This window comes from Modestobacter marinus (assembly GCF_011758655.1).
GTDB lineage: Bacteria > Actinomycetota > Actinomycetes > Mycobacteriales > Geodermatophilaceae > Modestobacter > Modestobacter marinus.
The window spans coordinates 694,983-710,562 of sequence record NZ_JAAMPA010000001.1 but is presented as its reverse complement, the minus strand read 5'-3'; the positions used below and the strand labels follow the sequence as shown (position 1 = coordinate 710,562).

Genomic DNA, 15,580 nt, shown 5'->3' with positions numbered 1-15,580 from the left:
GCGTGACGACCGCGACCAGGCCCGGGGATGACGTGCGCACGAACGGGTGACCCGGCCGTCTCTCCTGCCCCTCCCGCCCCGCGGGAGGGGCGGGGTCAGCCGGCCTGGGGGCGGATCGGCAGCACCCGGCTGCGCGGCGTCCCGGTCCCGGTGTCGCCCTCCTCGGCGAGCAGCGCCTCGCCCATCACCCGCAGCCCGTCCAGGTCGTGCACGTCCCCGGCGGCGGCTGGCACCGTCCGGACCGGCACCTCCGGGTGGGCGCTGGTGAACCGGTCGGCCAGCCGCTGCTCGCGGGTGGCGACCGTCATCCGCTCGGCGTGCACCCGCAGCGCCCCCGCGGCCAGCTTCGAGCCCGGGCCCCCGGCCTCCGCGACCGCCTCGGCGGCGCCCTCGGCGCGGGTGGCCGACAGGGCCGTGGTGGCCGGCGGGTGGGTGCGGTTGAGCACCAGCCCGGCCAGCGGCATGCCCTCGGTGGAGAGCCGGTCGACGAAGTACGAGGCCTCCCGCAGCGCGTCCGGCTCGGGGGCGGCGACGACGACGAACGACGTCCCGGGCTGGCGGAGCAGCTCGTAGGTCGCGTTGGCGCGCTCCCGGAAGCCCCCGAACATGGTGTCCAGCGCGGAGACGAAGGCGGAGATGTCGTTGAGCAGCTGGCCGCCGAGGATCTTGCTGATGATCCGGCTGAACAGCAGGAAGCCGGCCCCCACGAACCGCACCCCGGCCCGGCCGCCGGCCCGCGCGGGGGCGGTCAGCAGCCGGATCATCGTGCCGTCGAGGAACCGGCTCATCCGGTTCGGGGCGTCCAGGAAGTCCAGCGCCGACCGGGACGGCGGGGTGTCGACGATGACCAGGTCCCAGCGGTCGCTGGCCCGCAGCTGCCCGAGCTTCTCCATCGCCATGTACTCCTGCGTGCCGGCGAAGGAGGAGGAGAGCGCCTGGTAGAAGGGGTTGTCGAAGATCACCTGCGCCCGCTCGGGCGTCGAGTGCGCGGCGACGACGTCGTCGAACGTCCGCTTCATGTCCAGCATCATCGCGTGCAGCTCACCCGGGGCACCGGGCGTCTCGACCAGCCGCGGTTCGTTGTCCAGCTCGACCAGGCCCAGCGACTGGGCCAGCCGGCGGGCCGGGTCGATGGTCAGGACGACGACCTCCCGCCCCGCCTCGGCCGCGGCCAGCGCGAGCGCCGCCGAGGTGGTCGTCTTGCCGACACCGCCGGAACCGCAGCAGACGATGATCCGCGTCTCCCGGTCGCTGACCAGGGCCGCCAGGTCCAGCGGCGGTGCCGGGGTGGGCCGCCGTGGCGGCTGGGCGGCGGTCACGCCGCGACCTCGGTGCGCAGGTGCCCGTCCAGCCGGTCGGCCAGCTCGAACAGGCAGCCCAGGTCGATCGGGGACGACGACAGCGGCAGCTCCACCAGCGGGCGGCCCAGCGCCTCGACGTCCCCGCGCAGTGCGTCCTGGGAGATCCACCGGCGGGCGTGCTCGACCGCCTCGGCCACCAGCCCGTCCGCCAGCCCGTCGATCCCGGCCAGCTGGGCCGCGGTGAGCGCGGGCTGCAGGTCGGCGCCGGTCAGCCGGCCCTCGGCGGTGCGGGCGATGCTGGACGCCGGCAGGAGCGGTTCCGTCGCCATGTTGACGATCACCGACCCGACCGGCAGCCGGGCCGCGGTCAGCTCGGCGATCGCGTCCGCGGTCTCCTGGACCGGCATGTCCTCCAGCAGCGTCACCACGTGCACCGCCGTCTGCGGCGAGCGGAACACCGCCATCACCCCGTCGCTCTGCGCCCGGATCGGGCCCGACCGGGCCAGCCCCGACACCTCGTTGGTCACGTTCAGGAACCGGGTGATCCGGCCGGTCGGCGGTGCGTCGACGACGACGGCGTCGTAGACCGGGCGGCCGTTCTCCCGCCGGGTCACCGCCTCCTTGATCTTGCCGGTGAGCAGCACGTCGCGGAGCCCGGGCGCGATGGCGGTGGCGAAGTCGATCGCGCCCATCTTGCGCAGCGCCCGGCCGGCCCGCTTCAGGTTGTAGAACATGTCCAGGTACTCGAGGAAGGCCGCCTCGACGTCGATCGCCAGCGCCTTCACCTCCCCGCCACCCCGGGCGACGGCGACCCGCCGCTCCTCGTAGGGCAGCGGCGGGGTGTCGAAGAGCTGGGCGATGCCCTGCCGTCCCTCGGTCTCCACCAGCAGCACGTGGCCGCCGTCGGCGGCCAGCGAGAGGGCGAGGGCCGCGGCGACGGTCGTCTTCCCGGTGCCTCCCTTGCCGGTGACGACGTGGCACCGCACGGGCACCGATCCTGCGCGCGACGGTTCCCGGTGCACGGGCTCTGGGCTCACCCGCACCAGCCTACGAGCGGTGACGCACTCCGGCGCGTCCCGGCTGCGCTAGCGTCGCGGCATGAGTGATCAGGCCCGTCGTACCTGGGAGTACGCCACCATCCCGCTGCTGACCCACAACACCAAGGCGATCCTGGACTCCTGGGGCGTCGACGGCTGGGAGCTGGTGACCGTCGTCCCCGGACCGGGCGGTGGCGACCAGCTGGTGGCCTACCTCAAGCGCCCGAACAGCTGAGGCACCGATGACCGCCCCCGTCTCCTGGCACGCGCGGCTCGCCGAGCTCGGCGTCCGGCTGCCCCCGGTGGCCGCCCCGGTCGCCGCCTACGTGCCGGCCATCCGCACCGGCCAGCTGGTCTTCACCTCCGGCCAGCTGCCGTTCGTCGACGGCGGGCTCCGCCGCACCGGCAAGGTCGGCGGCGCCGTGGACATCGAGGACGCCGCAGCCGACGCGAAGGTGTGCGCGCTGAACGGGCTGGCCGCGATCGACGACCTCGTCGGCCTGGACTCCGTGGCCCGGGTCGTGCGGGTCGTCGGCTACGTGGCCAGCGCGGAGGGGTTCTCCGGCCAGCCGCGGGTCGTCAACGGCGCCAGCGAGTTCCTCGGCCGCGTCTTCGGCGAGGCCGGCCAGCACGCCCGCAGCGCCGTCGGCGTCGCCGAGCTCCCGATGAACGCCCCCGTCGAGGTCGAGCTCACCGTCGAACTGAGATGACGCCGTGAGCTCGCCTGCCCCTGTTGCGATCCGGCAGGCGGCGACGGTGCTGTTGCTGCGGGACGGCGCACCCGGGCTGGAGGTGTACCTGCTCCGGCGCACGCGGGGGATGCCGTTCGCCGGTGGGATGACCGCCTACCCCGGTGGTGGGGTCGACGACCGGGACGGCGACACCGAGCTGGCCTGGGTGGGGCCGCCCCCGGCCCACTGGGCGAGCGCCTTCGGCTGCGACGAACGACTGGCCCGGGAGCTGGTGTGCGCCGCCGTCCGGGAGACGTTCGAGGAGGCCGGCGTCCTGCTGGCCGGTCCGGCGGACGGCTCCGGAGCCGTGGTGCCCGACGTCTCCGGTGACGACTGGGAGGCCCAGCGGCAGGCCCTGCTGGGCCACGAGCTCTCCCTCGCCGAGCTGCTGGCCGGGCGGGGGCTGGCGCTGCGGGCGGACCTGCTGCGGCCCTTCGCGCACTGGATCACCCCGCCCCCGGAACGGCGGCGGTACGACACCAAGTTCTTCGCCGCCCTGCTGCCCGTCGGCCAGGAGGCGCGGGACGTCTCCGGCGAGGCGGACGAGGCGGTGTGGACGACGCCGGCCGCCGCGCTCGCCGAGCACGCCGCCGGCACCCGGCCGATGCTGCCGCCGACGATCCACACGCTCGGCCAGCTGACGCCCTTCGCCGACGCCGCCGCGACCCTGGCCGGCTCCCCGCCGGCGCCGCTCGAGCCGATCAGCCCCACCTTCGAACAGGGGCCGGACGGCAACTACGCGGTGCTGCCCGACGGCACCCGGATCCGGATGGTCACGCCGCTTCCCTCGTGATCCCGTCGCTGGGGTCTGTTCAGGTCGGCTGTGGTCGCCCGGTCCGCGACGTGCGAGGGCCCCGTCCGGGGAACCGGACGGGGCCCTCGTCAGCGCTGTGGGGTCAGCGGGCGCGGCGGCGGAGGCGTTCCTCGTCGAGGACGACGACCGACTTGCCCTGCAGCTGGATCCAGCCGCGGTGCACGAAGTCGGCCAGCGCCTTGTTCACCGTCTCGCGGGAGGCGCCGACCAGCTGGGCCAGCTCCTCCTGCGTCAGGTCGTGCTTGACGCGGAGGCCGTCGGTCTCCCGGCTGCCGAAGCGGTCGGCCATCTGCAGCAGCGCCTTGGCCACCCGGCCGGGGACGTCGGTGAAGATCAGGTCGGCGACCGAGTCGTTGGTGCGCCGCAGCCGACGGGCCAGCACCCGCAGCAGCTGCTCACCGATCTCCGGGTGCGCGGTGATCCACGGGCGCAGCATCTGGTTGGGCATCTTCGCCAGGCGCACGTCGGTGACGGCGGTGGCCGTCGCGGTGCGCGGGCCGGGGTCGAACACCGACAGCTCACCGAACTGGTCGGAGGGACCCATCACGGCCAGCACGTTCTCCCGGCCGTCGGGCGCCCGGCGGGAGATCTTCACCTTGCCGGACAGGACGACGTAGAGGCTGTCGCCCGACTCGCCCTCGTTGAAGACCACGCGACCGCGGGGGAGCGTCACCGTCTCCAGCGCGCTCGCGACCGGCTCGGCAGCCTCCTCCGACAGCCCCTGGAAGAGACCGGACTGGGCAAGGACCTCGTCCACGTGCACCTCTCGCAACGTCCTCACGGGTGCGATGGCGACCCGCGTTACTCGGAGAGTCTAGGGCCTGTGGCCCGCCTCACCAGTGCACTCCGTCACGAGCCTGCCCACTCTGAGTGGCAGCGGAGCGCCGACGGCTTCCTGACGTGCACTTCGTGTGCCTGGAGCTCAGTCCTCGTCGAGCGGGTCGACGTCCTCGTCGGCCGGTCCGTGGGCCGACTCGGTCAGCGCCGGGCGGGGGGCGCTGCGCGCGCGGCCGCGGCGGCGACTCCGCCAGCGGCTCATCGCCCGGCGGATGCCGGAGTTGGCCAGCGTGCCCACCTCGCCGGGGGTGGCGGAGCCGAGGAAGTCCTCGACCTCGCGCTGGGAGGTCGGGCGCCGCAAGGGCTCCTCGACCCGTTCCATCACCAGCAGGAACGCGATCAGCAGGGGCGGGAAGAGGATGACGATGAGGGCGACCACGTGCACCTCCTCGGGAGGACGACCCCGGCGGGGAGGCCGGGTGGGGGACCAGGTCGTCGAGCGGCCGGGGACGTCCGCGGTCACCGACCGGGTGGACGTCAGCACCGAGTATGACGGGCGGTGGCTGTCAGACGGGACGCCTACCCTCACACGCGTGTCCCGGCCCGCCACCTCTCCCGACGTCCCGCCGGCCTACACCCGGCCGGCGCGCGCCCGCCGTCCTGCCCGCGCGGCCCGGCTGGGCGTGTCCCCGTTCGACCCGGAGGAGAGCCCGTTGGCCCGCACCCGCCGGGCCCGGCGGATGGCCCGCGAGCTGACGGTCATCCACCCCGACGCGCACTGCGAGCTGGACTTCACCACCCCGCTGGAGCTGCTGGTGGCCACCGTCCTGTCGGCGCAGACCACCGACAAGACGGTCAACAAGGTCACCCCGGTGCTGTTCGCCCGCTACCCCGACGCCGCCGCCTACGCGGGGGCCGACCGGGCCGAGCTGGAGGAGGTGCTGAAGCCCACCGGCTTCTTCCGGGCCAAGGCCAACTCGGTGATCGGCCTGGGGCAGGCGCTGGTCGAGCGGTTCGACGGCGAGGTGCCCGGCCGGCTCGCCGACCTGGTCACCCTGCCGGGGGTCGGCCGCAAGACCGCCAACGTGGTCCTCGGCAACGCCTTCGGCGTGCCGGGCCTCACCGTCGACACCCACTTCGGCCGGCTGGTCCGCCGGTTCGGCTGGACCGCGGAGGAGGACCCGGTCAAGGTCGAGGCCGAGATCGCGGAGGTGATCCCGAAGAAGGAGTGGACGATGTTCTCCCACCGGGTGATCTTCCACGGGCGGCGGGTCTGTCACGCCAAGAAGCCGGCCTGCGGGGCCTGTGGCCTGACGGCCTGGTGCCCGTCCTACGGGATCGGCCCGCTCGACCCCGAGGCCGCGGCCAAGCTGGTCAAGACCCCGGCCGCCTCGGACACCGAGTGAGCCGGGCACTGCGCGCCCTGGGCGCCATCGGTCTCCTGGCGGGCGTGCTCACCGGCTGCTCGTCCGAGGAGGCGGCGCCCGAGGAGACCGTCGCGTCACCGGCGGGCAGCGACGTGGGCTCGGTGGAGACCGACCTCGAGCCGTGCCCGGAGCAGCCCGAGGTCCCGGCGGCCGAGAGCGACCTGCCGGCCACCGTCTTCGAGTGCTTCGGCGGCGGCACCCTCGACCTCAGCCGGGCCCCCGGGGTGCCCACCGTGCTCAACCTGTGGGCCAGCTGGTGCGCCCCCTGCCGGGAGGAGCTGCCGCTGGTCCAGCAGCTCGCCGACACCGCCGGTGACCAGGTGCGGGTGCTGGGCGTGGTCTCGGTCGACCGCGTGCCCGCGGCGGCCTCCTTCGCCGACGACGCAGGGGTGACCTTCCCGAGCGCGTTCGACGCCGACGGCGAGGTGATGACCGGGATGGGGGTCAACAACCTCCCGTACACCTTCTTCCTGGCCGCCGACGGGTCGGTCGCCCACGTCCAGGTCGGCCCGGTGCACTCGCTCGAGGAGTTCCAGGGGCTCGTGGCCGAGCACCTCGGGGTGCAGCTGTGACCGTCTCCGCCGAGGAGCTCCCGGAGCTGCCCGAGCACCTGCAGCGGCTGGTCGCCAACGCCGGCCAGCTGCCGCTGTGGCACCGGCACGGCCAGGCCTCCGACAGCGCCCGGCGCTCGGCGGTGCTCATCCTCTTCGGCGAGGGCCCGGCCGGGCCCGACGTGCTGCTGATCGAGAAGTCGGCGCACCTGCGCAGCCACGCCGGTCAGCCGGCCTTCCCCGGCGGTGGCGCCGACCCCGGCGACGACTACCCGGTCGGCACGGCGCTGCGCGAGGCCCACGAGGAGGCCGGCGTCGACCCGTCCGGCGTGCGGGTGCTCGCCACCCTGCCCGCGCTGTTCCTCGGGCCGTCGGACAACCTCGTCGTCCCGGTGCTGGGCTGGTGGGACGACCCCCGCGACGTGACCACCGGCGACCCGCGGGAGGTGGCGCGGGTCGCCCGGGTGCCGCTGAGCGAGCTGGTCGACCCGGGCAACCGGTTCCGCGTCCGGCACCCCGCCGGTTACGTCGGCCCGGCGTTCGGGGTGGCCGACATGGTGGTGTGGGGCTTCACGGCAGCCCTGCTGGACGCCGTCCTGGAGGCCGCCGGGCTGCACCAGCCGTGGGACGACCGTGACGTGCGTCCCCTGGCCGTCCCGCCGGTGCGGCCCGGTGACGTGCCGGCGGAGCCCGTCGACTCCGACGTCGCCGACCGCGCCGCGCCGACGGTGGCCGAGGACACCGGCCTGAGCAGCTCCGCGCGTACCGTTCCAGGGCGATGACCACGGCCCGCTCCGCTGCCGGAGGCGCCCGACGCCACCGGCCCGCCCGTCCGCTGGCCGGCCCGCTGCTGGCCCTCACCCTCGCCTCGGCGCTGCTCGCGGGGTGCAGCTCCGAGCCGGCGCTCCCCGAGGTGGAGCGCGTCGCCGGCGCCGAGGCCGGTCAGGTGCAGACCGCCGCGGACGGCGTCCAGGAGATCACCGTGGAGACCGGCGACGACTACGTCTTCACCCCCGCCACCTTCACCGTGGCCCCCGGCGAGGTGCGGCTGACGCTGCTCAACTCCGGGGAGCAGATGACCCACAACCTCCTCTTCACCGAGGGAGCAGGCCCGGCCGAGATCACCGAGCAGATCCCGGTGCTCGGCCCGGGGAAGAGCGAGACGATCGAGTTCACCGTCACCGAGCCCGGTGAGTACCCCTTCGAGTGCAGCTTCCACGTGGCACTGGGGCAGGTCGGCACGATGACGGTGAGCTCCCCGGGATGACGGCGCAGGGAGCGGGCGGGCCCGCGATCGACCGGGGGCGCTGACCATGTCCCTCGTCGACCTCACCCTCATCGTGCTCGCGCTCGTCTTCGCCCTCTCCGGCTTCCGGCAGGGCCTGATCATCTCCGCCACCTCGTTCGTGGGGTTCTTCGGCGGTGCCGTCGTCGGCGCCCAGCTCTCCGGGCCGATCGCCGACGACCTGGCCAACTCCTCGGTGACCCGGGTGTTCGTCGCCCTGGTCGTGGTCCTGGCCGGCGCGCTGCTCGGCCAGCTGCTGGCCGGGCTGATCGGCAGGGCCGTGCGCAGGTGGATCACCTGGGAACCGGCCAAGGTCGTCGACTCGGTGGCCGGGGCGGTGGTCTCCGCCCTCGCCGTCCTGCTGGTGGCGTGGATGGTGGCCATCCCGCTGGCCAGCTCCCCGTTCCCCGGCGTGGCCGGGCAGGTCCGCCAGTCCTCCCTCGTCCAGGCCGTGGACCGCACCGTGCCCGACCAGGTGCGCACGCTCTACGACTCGCTCCGCGAGGCGATCGACCGGCAGGGCCTGCCCGACGTCCTGGACCCCCTGACCCCCACCCAGGCGCGCGACGTCCCGGCGCCGGACCAGGCGCTGCTGGCCAGCCCGGTGGTCGACCAGGTGCGCGACTCGGTGGTGCAGATCCGGGGGATCGCGGCCTCCTGCTCCCGGCAGATCGACGGCTCCGGCTTCGTCTTCGCCGACGACCGGGTGATGACCAACGCGCACGTGCTGGCCGGCGTCACCGACCCCACGGTCATCGCCGAGGGTGAGGCCTACGACGCCGTCACGGTGTACGTCGACGAGGCCACCGACGTGGCCGTGCTCGCCGTCCCCGGGCTGCCGCAGGAGCCGCTGGAGTTCGCCGCCACGCCCGTCGACACCGGCGCCGACGCGATCGTCATGGGCTACCCCGGCGGCGGGCCCTTCTACGTCGGACCGGCCCGGGTGCGCGACCGCGGGGACATCAGCGGCCCGGACTTCCGGACCACCCGCACCGTGCAGCGCGACGTGTACGCCCTCTACGGGCAGGTGCGGGCGGGCAACTCCGGTGGCCCGCTGCTCGCCTCCGACGGGTCGGTGCTCGGCGTGGTCTTCGCCTCGGCGATCGACGACCCGGAGACCGGCTACGCGCTGACCGCCCAGGAGGTGGCCGAGGCCGTGACGGTCGGTGGGGCGGCGGTCGCCGAGGTCGACACCGGCGCCTGCGAGTAGGAGGACCCCGCCCTCCTCATCCCTCGCGAGCTCGGGACGAGCCTCTGGACGGGGCCAGGGGCGGCCGGGCCCCAGCGCGGGGGGCTCGGTGCGTCAGTGGGCCCAGGCGGCGATGGCGGCGGTCACCTCGTCCGGGGCCTCTTCGTGCGGGAAGTGCCCCACGCCGGGCAGCTCCCGCCACTCGTAGGCGCCGGCCACGTAGCGGCCCGACCCCTGGGCGGTCGAGGTCAGAACCACCGGGTCGAGTGCCCCGTGGAGCTGCAGGGTGGGCGCGGTGACGGGGGCGGCCATCCGCCGGGCGAAGCGCCACCCGTCCGGGCGCAGCTGCGAGCGCCCGGCCCAGCGGTGGTACTCCATCGCCCCGTAGGCCGCCTGGGGGATGCGGCTGGCCGACCGGTACCGGCTCACGGCCTCGGCGAAGTCGGCGGTGTGCACCCAGGAGGGGCCGGCCCAGCGGCGCATCCACTCGGCCACCGGGTCGTCGTCGGGCCGGGTCAGGCGCCGTTCGGGCAACCGGGGGAGCTGGAAGGGCAGGGCGTGGGCCAGGGCCCGCCGCTGCCGGGGGTCGGAGACCGAGCTGCGCAGCCGGCGGGGGTGTGCCGCCGAGACGACGACGAGACTGCGCACGCTCCGGGGGTGCAGCGCGGCCATCGTCCAGGCGACCAGGCCGCCCCAGTCGGCGCCGACGACGACCGCGTCCTCCTCGCCGAGCGCCCGCACGACCGCGGCCGCGTCGGCGGCGGCGGTCGGCAGGTCGTACCCGCGGGGCGGCTTGTCGCTGGCGCCGTAGCCCCGCAGGTCGGGGGCGACCACCCGGAACCCGGCGGCGGCCAGCCCGGTCAGCTGGTGCCGCCATGACCACCAGAACTGCGGGAACCCGTGCAGCAGCAGCACCAGCGGGCCGCTGCCGGCCTCGGCGGCGTGCAGTCGGACGCCGTTGGCCGAGACGTCCCGGTGCGCCCACGGCCCCGGGAGCAGGACGCTGGTGGCGTCGGGCCGCTCCGCGGGGACCGTCGCGGCGATCCCTGGCCGGGGCTCGTCGGCCCGGGGCGCCCCGCGCCCGGTGAGCCGGCGGGCCCCGTCGCGCAGGTTCAGCGCAGGGGGGCGTGCGCGTCCTGGCGGACGACCTGGCCGTTCCGCACGGTGGGCAGGTCGTGGGTCCGCTTGCCGGGGGCCTCACGACGCATGACGTCGGGGAGGTCCTGCAGCGTCTCGATGGTGCGCTCGGGCTTCTTGATCTTCTTGACCAGTCGCCACCCGACGAAGCCGACGATCGCCGCGATCAGCACCAGCAGCGCGAACACGATGAGGAACGCCGCCCACCGGGGGAGCCACTCGGCGAGCAGCTCGGCGAGGAAGAAGAAGAAGAAGAACCCGGCGAAGGCCAGCATCACGCCGGCTGCGGCGAACGCCGCGGCGCCGGCTCCTCCGCGCTTGACGGAGGCACCGACCTCGGCCTTGGCGAGCTCGATCTCGCCGCGCACGAGGGTCGACACGTCGGCCATCGCGCTCTTGGCGAGCGTGCCGACCGAGGGCTCGGCGGGCCCGGCGGGACGCCCCGCCAGCGGAGTTGCCCCGGCGGGACGACTCACCGGCGGAGTCGTCGAGACACTGTGGGCCACGAATGGCTCCTCCCTGGTCGGTGCCGATCGGACGACGCGGCACGTTGTTGTCCCGGTGATCGTGCCGCATGCGCGTCCCGGCCGCCGTCCCGGATGCCCCGAAGGGGTCTCCGGGGGTGCGTGACGCACCCCCGGAGACCCCGTCAGGTCCGTCCCTGGACTGCCCCGTCGCAGCCGCCCGCCCCGACCTCGCCACGTGGCACGGTCAGGCCCCTCGCAGGGCCCGCTGCGAGCGTTCACGTGGTGCGGTCAGGCCCCTCGCAGGGGCCCGCCGCGAGCGTGCACGTGGCGAGGTCAGGCCCCGTCCAGGGGCCCGGCCCGAGCTTGCGAGGGTCGGGGAGGACGGGGTCCTTCGTCAGTCCTCGCTGGGCGCGGCCGGGAGCTTGGAGCTGATCAGGTCCATGACCGAGGAGTCGGTCAGGGTGCTGACGTCGCCCAGCTCGCGGTTCTCCGCGATGTCCCGCAGCAGCCGGCGCATGATCTTCCCCGAGCGCGTCTTGGGCAGCTCGGCGACGACCATGATCTGCCGCGGGCTGGCGATCGGCCCGATCTCCTTGCGGACGTGCTGGCGCAGCGCCTTCACCAGGTCCTCGCCGGAGTCCACGGCGTCCCCGCGCAGGATGACGAACGCCACGATGCCCTGTCCGGTGGTCGGGTCGGTGGCGCCGACGACCGCCGCCTCGGCCACCGTCGGGTGGCTGACCAGGGCGGACTCGACCTCGGTGGTGGAGATGCGGTGCCCGGAGACGTTCATGACGTCGTCGACCCGGCCGAGCAGCCAGATGTCGCCGTCCTCGTCGAGCTTGGCGCCGTCGCCGGCGAAGTAGACGCCCTGGCCGTACCGGCTCCAGTAGGTGTCGACGTACCGCTCGTCGTCGCCCCAGATGGTGCGCAGCATCGACGGCCAGGGCTCGGTGAGCACCAGGTAGCCGGTGGCGCCGGGCTCGATCGGCTTGCCCTCCTCGTCGACCACGCTGGCCGCGATGCCGGGGAAGGGGCGCTGGGCCGAGCCGGGCTTGAGGGTGGTCGTGCCCGGCAGCGGGGTGATCATGTGCGCGCCGGTCTCGGTCTGCCACCAGGTGTCCACGATCGGGCAGCGGCCGCCGCCGATGTTCTTGTGGTACCAGAGCCACGCCTCGGGGTTGATCGGCTCACCGACCGAGCCGAGCAGCCGCAGCGAGGAGAGGTCGAAGCCGGCCGGGACGTCGTCGCCCCACTTCATGAACGTGCGGATCGTGGTCGGTGCGGTGTAGAGGATCGTCACCCCGTACTGCTGCACGATCTCCCACCAGCGGCCCCGGTGCGGGGTCTCCGGGGTGCCCTCGTACATGACCGAGGTCGCCCGGTTGGCCAGCGGCCCGTAGACGATGTAGCTGTGCCCGGTGACCCAGCCGACGTCGGCCGCGGTCCAGAAGACGTCGGTGTCGGGCTTGAGGTCGAAGGTCGCCCAGTGGGTGTAGGAGACCTGGGTGAGGTAGCCGCCGGAGGTGTGCAGGATCCCCTTGGGCTTCGCCGTCGTGCCCGAGGTGTACATGATGTAGAGCGGGTGCTCGGCGTCGAAGGCCTGCGCCTCGTGCTCGGCCGACTGGCCGGCGACCAGCTCGTGCCACCAGACGTCGCGGCCCTCGGTCCACTCGACGTCGGTCTCGGTGCGCTTGACGACGAGCACGCTGCGCACGCCCTCGGTCTTGGTCAGCGCCTCGTCGACGTTCGGCTTGAGCGGGCTGGGTGCGCCGCGCCGGTAGCCGCCGTCGGCGGTGATGACGACCTTCGCGTCGGCGTCGGTGATCCGGCTGGCGAGGGCGTCGGGGGAGAAGCCGCCGAAGACGACCATGTGGACGGCGCCGATGCGGGCGCACGCGAGCATCGAGATCACCGCCTCCGGGATCATCGGCAGGTAGATCGCGACGCGGTCGCCGGCGGTCACGCCGAGCTCGGTGAGCGCGTTGGCCGTGCGGCAGACCTCGTCCTTGAGCTCGGCGTAGGTCAGCGTGCGGGTGTCACCGGGCTCGCCGACCCAGTGGTAGGCGACCTGGTCGCCGTGCCCGGCGTCGACGTGCCGGTCGACGCAGTTGACCGCGACGTTGAGCTTGCCGCCGACGAACCACTTCGCGAACGGGGGGTTGCTCCAGTCCAGCGCCTGCTCCCAGGGCTCGGCCCAGTCGAGCCGGCGCGCTGCGTCCTCCCAGAAGCCGACCCGGTCGGCGGCTGCGCGCTCGTGGACGTCGGGTCCGGCGTTGGCGGCCGCGGCCAGCTCGGCCGGGGGCGGGAAGCCCCCCTCGGGCAGCTGGTCGGACAGGGCCTGGTTGCCCTCTGGCTGGCCGGTCGTCTCGCTCATGCGCACCTCCGTGGTCGGGCGCCGCCTGGTCTGCGCGGCGCTGCCTCGGTGCACAACCTATGGCCCCGGTCACGCTCCCGTCAGGTCCGTCCCACGCGGTCGGCGCCGGCTGGGCAGACTGGTCGGGTGACGGACGACGGTGCCCAGGCGCTCGTGGTGTCCCGGTTGCCCGGAGCCGCCGCGCTGGGGCTGCTCGCCCCGCCGTCGGCGACGCCCGTCCCGGGGCCGCTGCTGGCCGACCCGGCGTGGACGGCGCAGGTGCTCGCCACCCGCGCCGTCCGGCAGCGGACCGACGACCGGCGGGTGCTGGCCACCGTGTGGTGGTACTCGGTGTCCAGCGTGCTCCTCACCCCGGTGCTGGCCGGGCTGGTGACCGGGGTGGGGCTGTCGGCGCGGCTGGCGGACACCACGGTGCACGCGCTGGCCGGCGGCGTGCCCGTCGCGGCGACCACCCGCGGCGGCGCCGGCCCGGACCTGGCCGGTGACCTGCGGACGACGATCGGCGCGGTCGTGGCCGCGGTGGCCGAGGCCGGCGGGGCCCGGGAGCGGCCGCTGTGGGCGATCGCCACCGACTCGCTGGCCAACCGGCTGCTCGCCCTCGGCCGCGCGGTCGGCGACGTCGCCACGGTGACCGCGCTGGCCGGGCCGCTGGCCGCGGCGATCGGTGCGCCGCTGCCCGCGCCGCGCTACGTCGACGTCGGCCGGCCCGACGGCAGCGCGGCCCGGTTCACCCGGCGGGCGTCCTGCTGCCTGCTCTACCGGGTGCCGCACGAGGTGCTGTGCACCTCGTGCCCGCGCCGGGACCCGGCCGAGCGCCAGGTGCTCCTCGAGGACCTCGCCGAGCGGACGTGAGCGGGCCGGCTGTGCGCGGCACGGGGTGTGCGGCTCAGTCGGCGGCGCGGCGGGCCCGGTAGGCGGCCACGTGCTCGCGGTTGGCGCACGTGCTGTCGCAGAACCGCCGGCTGGCGTTCTTGGTGAGGTCGACCAGGACGTCGTCGCAGCCGGCGGCGGCGCAACGGCGCAACCGGTCGAGGGCGCCGGCGCGCACCAGGTCGGCCAGGGCCATGGCGGCCTCCACCCCCCACCGGTCGGCGACCGGGGCCTCCGGCCCGGTGGCGTGCACGTGGTAGCCCCAGTCGTCGTGCCGGACCAGCTGCGGCAGGGCGTTGCCCTCGCGCAGCAGCCGGTTGACGACGGCGACCACGCCGTCCTCGTCGGCGTCCCAGACCCCGGCCAGCACCGACCGCAGCTCGTGCACCGCGGCCAGCTCGGCGGCGTCGCCGGCCCGGCTGCCGGTGAACTGCCAGTCGTCGAGGAACGCGGCCAGTGCCGCCGGGTCGGGCAGTCGCTCCTCGCCGTCCCCGGTGGTGTTCACCAGCGCGGCGGCGCAGGCGATCCCCATCTCGGTGTCATGGGCAAACAGCATGTGACTCCTGTACTCCTCTGCTAGCGTCCCCGGTACAGGAGCGTACGTCCGTTGACTCCTGACAAGGAGGTGTCTGCCGTGCTCGACCGCCGGACCGGGCTGATCGGACTGCTGCTGGCCGTGGTCTCCGCGGCCGCGTTCGGCACCTCGGGGGTGTTCGCCACCGCGCTGCTGGACGCCGGCTGGACCGCCGGGGCCGCGGTGACCGCGCGGATCGCGGTCGCGTCGCTGGCGCTCGCCGTCCCCGCCCTGGCCCAGCTGCGGGGCAGGTGGTCGCTGCTGCGGGCCAACGCCGGCGCCGTCCTGGCCTTCGGCACGCTGGCCGTCGCGCTGCCCCAGCTGGCCTACTTCCTCGCCGTCTCCCGGCTGTCGGTCGGCGTGGCGCTGCTGCTGGAGTACTCCGGCGTGCTGCTCGTCGTGCTCTGGACCTGGGCGCGGCTGGGGCAGCGGCCCAGCCGCGTCACCGGCGCCGGGGTCGTGGTGGCCGTCGGCGGCCTGGTGCTGGTCCTCGACGTGCTCAGCGGCGCGCAGATCGACCCGCTGGGCGTGATGTGGGGGCTGATCGCCGCGGTCGGGCTGGCCTCCTACTTCGTCCTCTCCGCGCACTCCGACGACGCGCTGCCGCCGCTGGTCACCGCCTGGGCCGGGCTCGCCACGGGTGCCCTGGTGCTCGGCGCGGCCGCGCTCGTCGGCGTCCTCCCGTGGCGCACCGTCGCCGCGGACGTCGAGCTGGCCGGCCGGTCGACCAGCTGGGTGGTCCCGGTGCTCGGGGTGGCGCTGGTGTCCGCGGCGCTGGCCTACGCCACCGGGGTCGCCGCCGTCCGCCGGCTCGGCTCCCGGCTCAGCTCCTTCGTCGGGCTGAGCGAGGTGCTGTTCGCGGTGGTGGCGGCCTGGCTGGCGCTGGGGCAGCAGCCGAACGCCGTCCAGCTCGTCGGCGGGGTCGTCGTCCTGGCGGGGATCGTGCTGGTCCGGCTGGGCGAGGACCGCTCGCCGGCCGAGACCGCCGTCGTCGACCCGGTGCCGGCCGGTGCGGAGTCGGCGACGACGCCCGGGAGCTGAGC

18 protein-coding genes are annotated in these 15,580 nt (G+C 74.8%); 10 read left to right on the top strand and 8 right to left on the bottom strand.

Features of this window, described 5'->3' with window-relative positions:
* Positions 1 to 95: 95 nt before the first annotated feature.
* Positions 96 to 1,319 carry an ATPase BagB gene (bagB, locus tag FB380_RS03405; protein ID WP_166753847.1) on the bottom strand — a complete coding sequence of 408 codons (1,224 nt, stop codon included), beginning with the start codon at positions 1,317 to 1,319 and terminating at the stop codon, positions 96 to 98.
* Positions 1,316 to 2,287: an ATPase BagA gene (bagA, locus tag FB380_RS03400; protein ID WP_166753846.1), complete on the bottom strand. Its 972-nt coding sequence runs from the start codon at positions 2,285 to 2,287 to the stop codon at positions 1,316 to 1,318. The genes bagB and bagA overlap by 4 nt, the downstream gene beginning before the upstream one ends.
* A 112-nt stretch (positions 2,288 to 2,399) precedes the next feature.
* On the opposite strand from bagA, the gene sp36 reads away from it, so the two are divergent.
* From sp36 to FB380_RS03385, 3 genes are read left to right on the top strand one after another with little or no spacing between them, the layout of a single operon-like run.
* Positions 2,400 to 2,573, top strand: a complete 174-nt coding sequence (sp36, locus tag FB380_RS03395) for a Sp36 family protein (RefSeq protein WP_166753845.1) — start codon at positions 2,400 to 2,402, stop codon at positions 2,571 to 2,573.
* A gap of 7 nt (positions 2,574 to 2,580) precedes the next feature.
* On the top strand, positions 2,581 to 3,048 hold the full coding sequence (locus tag FB380_RS03390) for a RidA family protein (protein WP_166753844.1): 468 nt from the start codon (positions 2,581 to 2,583) through the stop codon (positions 3,046 to 3,048).
* A gap of 4 nt (positions 3,049 to 3,052) precedes the next feature.
* Positions 3,053 to 3,862: an NUDIX hydrolase gene (locus FB380_RS03385; RefSeq protein WP_166753843.1), complete on the top strand. Its 810-nt coding sequence runs from the start codon at positions 3,053 to 3,055 to the stop codon at positions 3,860 to 3,862.
* A gap of 103 nt (positions 3,863 to 3,965) precedes the next feature.
* Here FB380_RS03385 and FB380_RS03380 read toward each other — a convergent pair whose 3' ends face one another.
* Positions 3,966 to 4,640 (bottom strand): Crp/Fnr family transcriptional regulator, encoded by a 675-nt coding sequence (locus FB380_RS03380; RefSeq protein ID WP_166753842.1) that lies wholly within the window; start codon positions 4,638 to 4,640, stop codon positions 3,966 to 3,968.
* 165 nt (positions 4,641 to 4,805) lie between these two features.
* Positions 4,806 to 5,099, bottom strand: a complete 294-nt coding sequence (locus tag FB380_RS03375; RefSeq protein ID WP_166753841.1) for a hypothetical protein — start codon at positions 5,097 to 5,099, stop codon at positions 4,806 to 4,808.
* Between the two features lie 154 nt (positions 5,100 to 5,253).
* Between FB380_RS03375 and nth the strand changes: the two genes are divergently transcribed.
* The 5 genes from nth to FB380_RS03350 are packed head-to-tail and all read left to right on the top strand — an operon-like array spanning position 5,254 to position 9,133.
* Positions 5,254 to 6,066, top strand: coding sequence for an endonuclease III (nth, locus tag FB380_RS03370; RefSeq protein ID WP_229681953.1), 813 nt, complete (start codon positions 5,254 to 5,256; stop codon positions 6,064 to 6,066).
* Positions 6,063 to 6,659: a TlpA family protein disulfide reductase gene (locus FB380_RS25250; protein ID WP_166753840.1), complete on the top strand. Its 597-nt coding sequence runs from the start codon at positions 6,063 to 6,065 to the stop codon at positions 6,657 to 6,659. Before nth ends, FB380_RS25250 begins: the two co-directional genes overlap by 4 nt.
* Positions 6,656 to 7,420 (top strand): NUDIX hydrolase, encoded by a 765-nt coding sequence (locus FB380_RS03360; protein ID WP_166753839.1) that lies wholly within the window; start codon positions 6,656 to 6,658, stop codon positions 7,418 to 7,420. The genes FB380_RS25250 and FB380_RS03360 overlap by 4 nt, the downstream gene beginning before the upstream one ends.
* Positions 7,417 to 7,905: a plastocyanin/azurin family copper-binding protein gene (locus FB380_RS03355; protein ID WP_166753838.1), complete on the top strand. Its 489-nt coding sequence runs from the start codon at positions 7,417 to 7,419 to the stop codon at positions 7,903 to 7,905. The genes FB380_RS03360 and FB380_RS03355 overlap by 4 nt, the downstream gene beginning before the upstream one ends.
* A 46-nt stretch (positions 7,906 to 7,951) precedes the next feature.
* Entirely contained in the window at positions 7,952 to 9,133 is a 1,182-nt protein-coding gene (locus FB380_RS03350; protein ID WP_166753837.1) for a MarP family serine protease, read from the top strand.
* A 93-nt stretch (positions 9,134 to 9,226) separates the two neighbouring features.
* Here the strand turns inward: FB380_RS03350 and FB380_RS03345 are convergent, their stop codons facing one another.
* From FB380_RS03345 to acs, 3 genes are all read right to left on the bottom strand, one after another.
* Positions 9,227 to 10,027, bottom strand: a complete 801-nt coding sequence (locus tag FB380_RS03345) for an alpha/beta fold hydrolase (protein WP_229681952.1) — start codon at positions 10,025 to 10,027, stop codon at positions 9,227 to 9,229.
* 197 nt (positions 10,028 to 10,224) lie between these two features.
* Positions 10,225 to 10,755 carry a phage holin family protein gene (locus FB380_RS03340; RefSeq protein ID WP_229681951.1) on the bottom strand — a complete coding sequence of 177 codons (531 nt, stop codon included), beginning with the start codon at positions 10,753 to 10,755 and terminating at the stop codon, positions 10,225 to 10,227.
* A 355-nt stretch (positions 10,756 to 11,110) separates the two neighbouring features.
* Positions 11,111 to 13,093 carry an acetate--CoA ligase gene (gene acs, locus FB380_RS03335; protein ID WP_166753836.1) on the bottom strand — a complete coding sequence of 661 codons (1,983 nt, stop codon included), beginning with the start codon at positions 13,091 to 13,093 and terminating at the stop codon, positions 11,111 to 11,113.
* A 126-nt stretch (positions 13,094 to 13,219) separates the two neighbouring features.
* Between acs and FB380_RS03330 the strand changes: the two genes are divergently transcribed.
* The gene (locus tag FB380_RS03330; protein ID WP_166753835.1) at positions 13,220 to 13,945 is read left to right on the top strand and encodes a (2Fe-2S)-binding protein; all 726 of its coding nucleotides are present in this window, start codon (positions 13,220 to 13,222) and stop codon (positions 13,943 to 13,945) included.
* A 34-nt stretch (positions 13,946 to 13,979) separates the two neighbouring features.
* On the opposite strand, the gene FB380_RS03325 is transcribed toward FB380_RS03330, so the two are convergent.
* A complete protein-coding gene (locus FB380_RS03325) occupies positions 13,980 to 14,519 on the bottom strand; it encodes a CGNR zinc finger domain-containing protein (protein ID WP_166753834.1) in 540 nt (179 codons plus the stop codon).
* 78 nt (positions 14,520 to 14,597) lie between these two features.
* Here FB380_RS03325 and FB380_RS03320 point away from each other — a divergent pair, with 78 nt between their 5' ends.
* A complete protein-coding gene (locus tag FB380_RS03320) occupies positions 14,598 to 15,578 on the top strand; it encodes an EamA family transporter (RefSeq protein ID WP_166753833.1) in 981 nt (326 codons plus the stop codon).
* The last annotated feature ends 2 nt before the right edge of the window (positions 15,579 to 15,580 follow it).

What these genes read in the sequence shown, in the direction of transcription:
- sp36 (WP_166753845.1), top strand. Translation starts at nt 2,400, where the DNA reads ATGAGTGATCAGGCCCGTCGTACCTGGGAGTACGCCACCATCCCGCTG.
- FB380_RS03390 (WP_166753844.1), top strand. Translation starts at nt 2,581, where the DNA reads ATGACCGCCCCCGTCTCCTGGCACGCGCGGCTCGCCGAGCTCGGCGTC.
- FB380_RS03355 (WP_166753838.1), top strand. Translation starts at nt 7,417, where the DNA reads ATGACCACGGCCCGCTCCGCTGCCGGAGGCGCCCGACGCCACCGGCCC.
- FB380_RS03350 (WP_166753837.1), top strand. Translation starts at nt 7,952, where the DNA reads ATGTCCCTCGTCGACCTCACCCTCATCGTGCTCGCGCTCGTCTTCGCC.
- acs (WP_166753836.1), bottom strand. Translation starts at nt 13,093, where the DNA reads ATGAGCGAGACGACCGGCCAGCCAGAGGGCAACCAGGCCCTGTCCGAC.
- FB380_RS03325 (WP_166753834.1), bottom strand. Translation starts at nt 14,519, where the DNA reads ATGCTGTTTGCCCATGACACCGAGATGGGGATCGCCTGCGCCGCCGCG.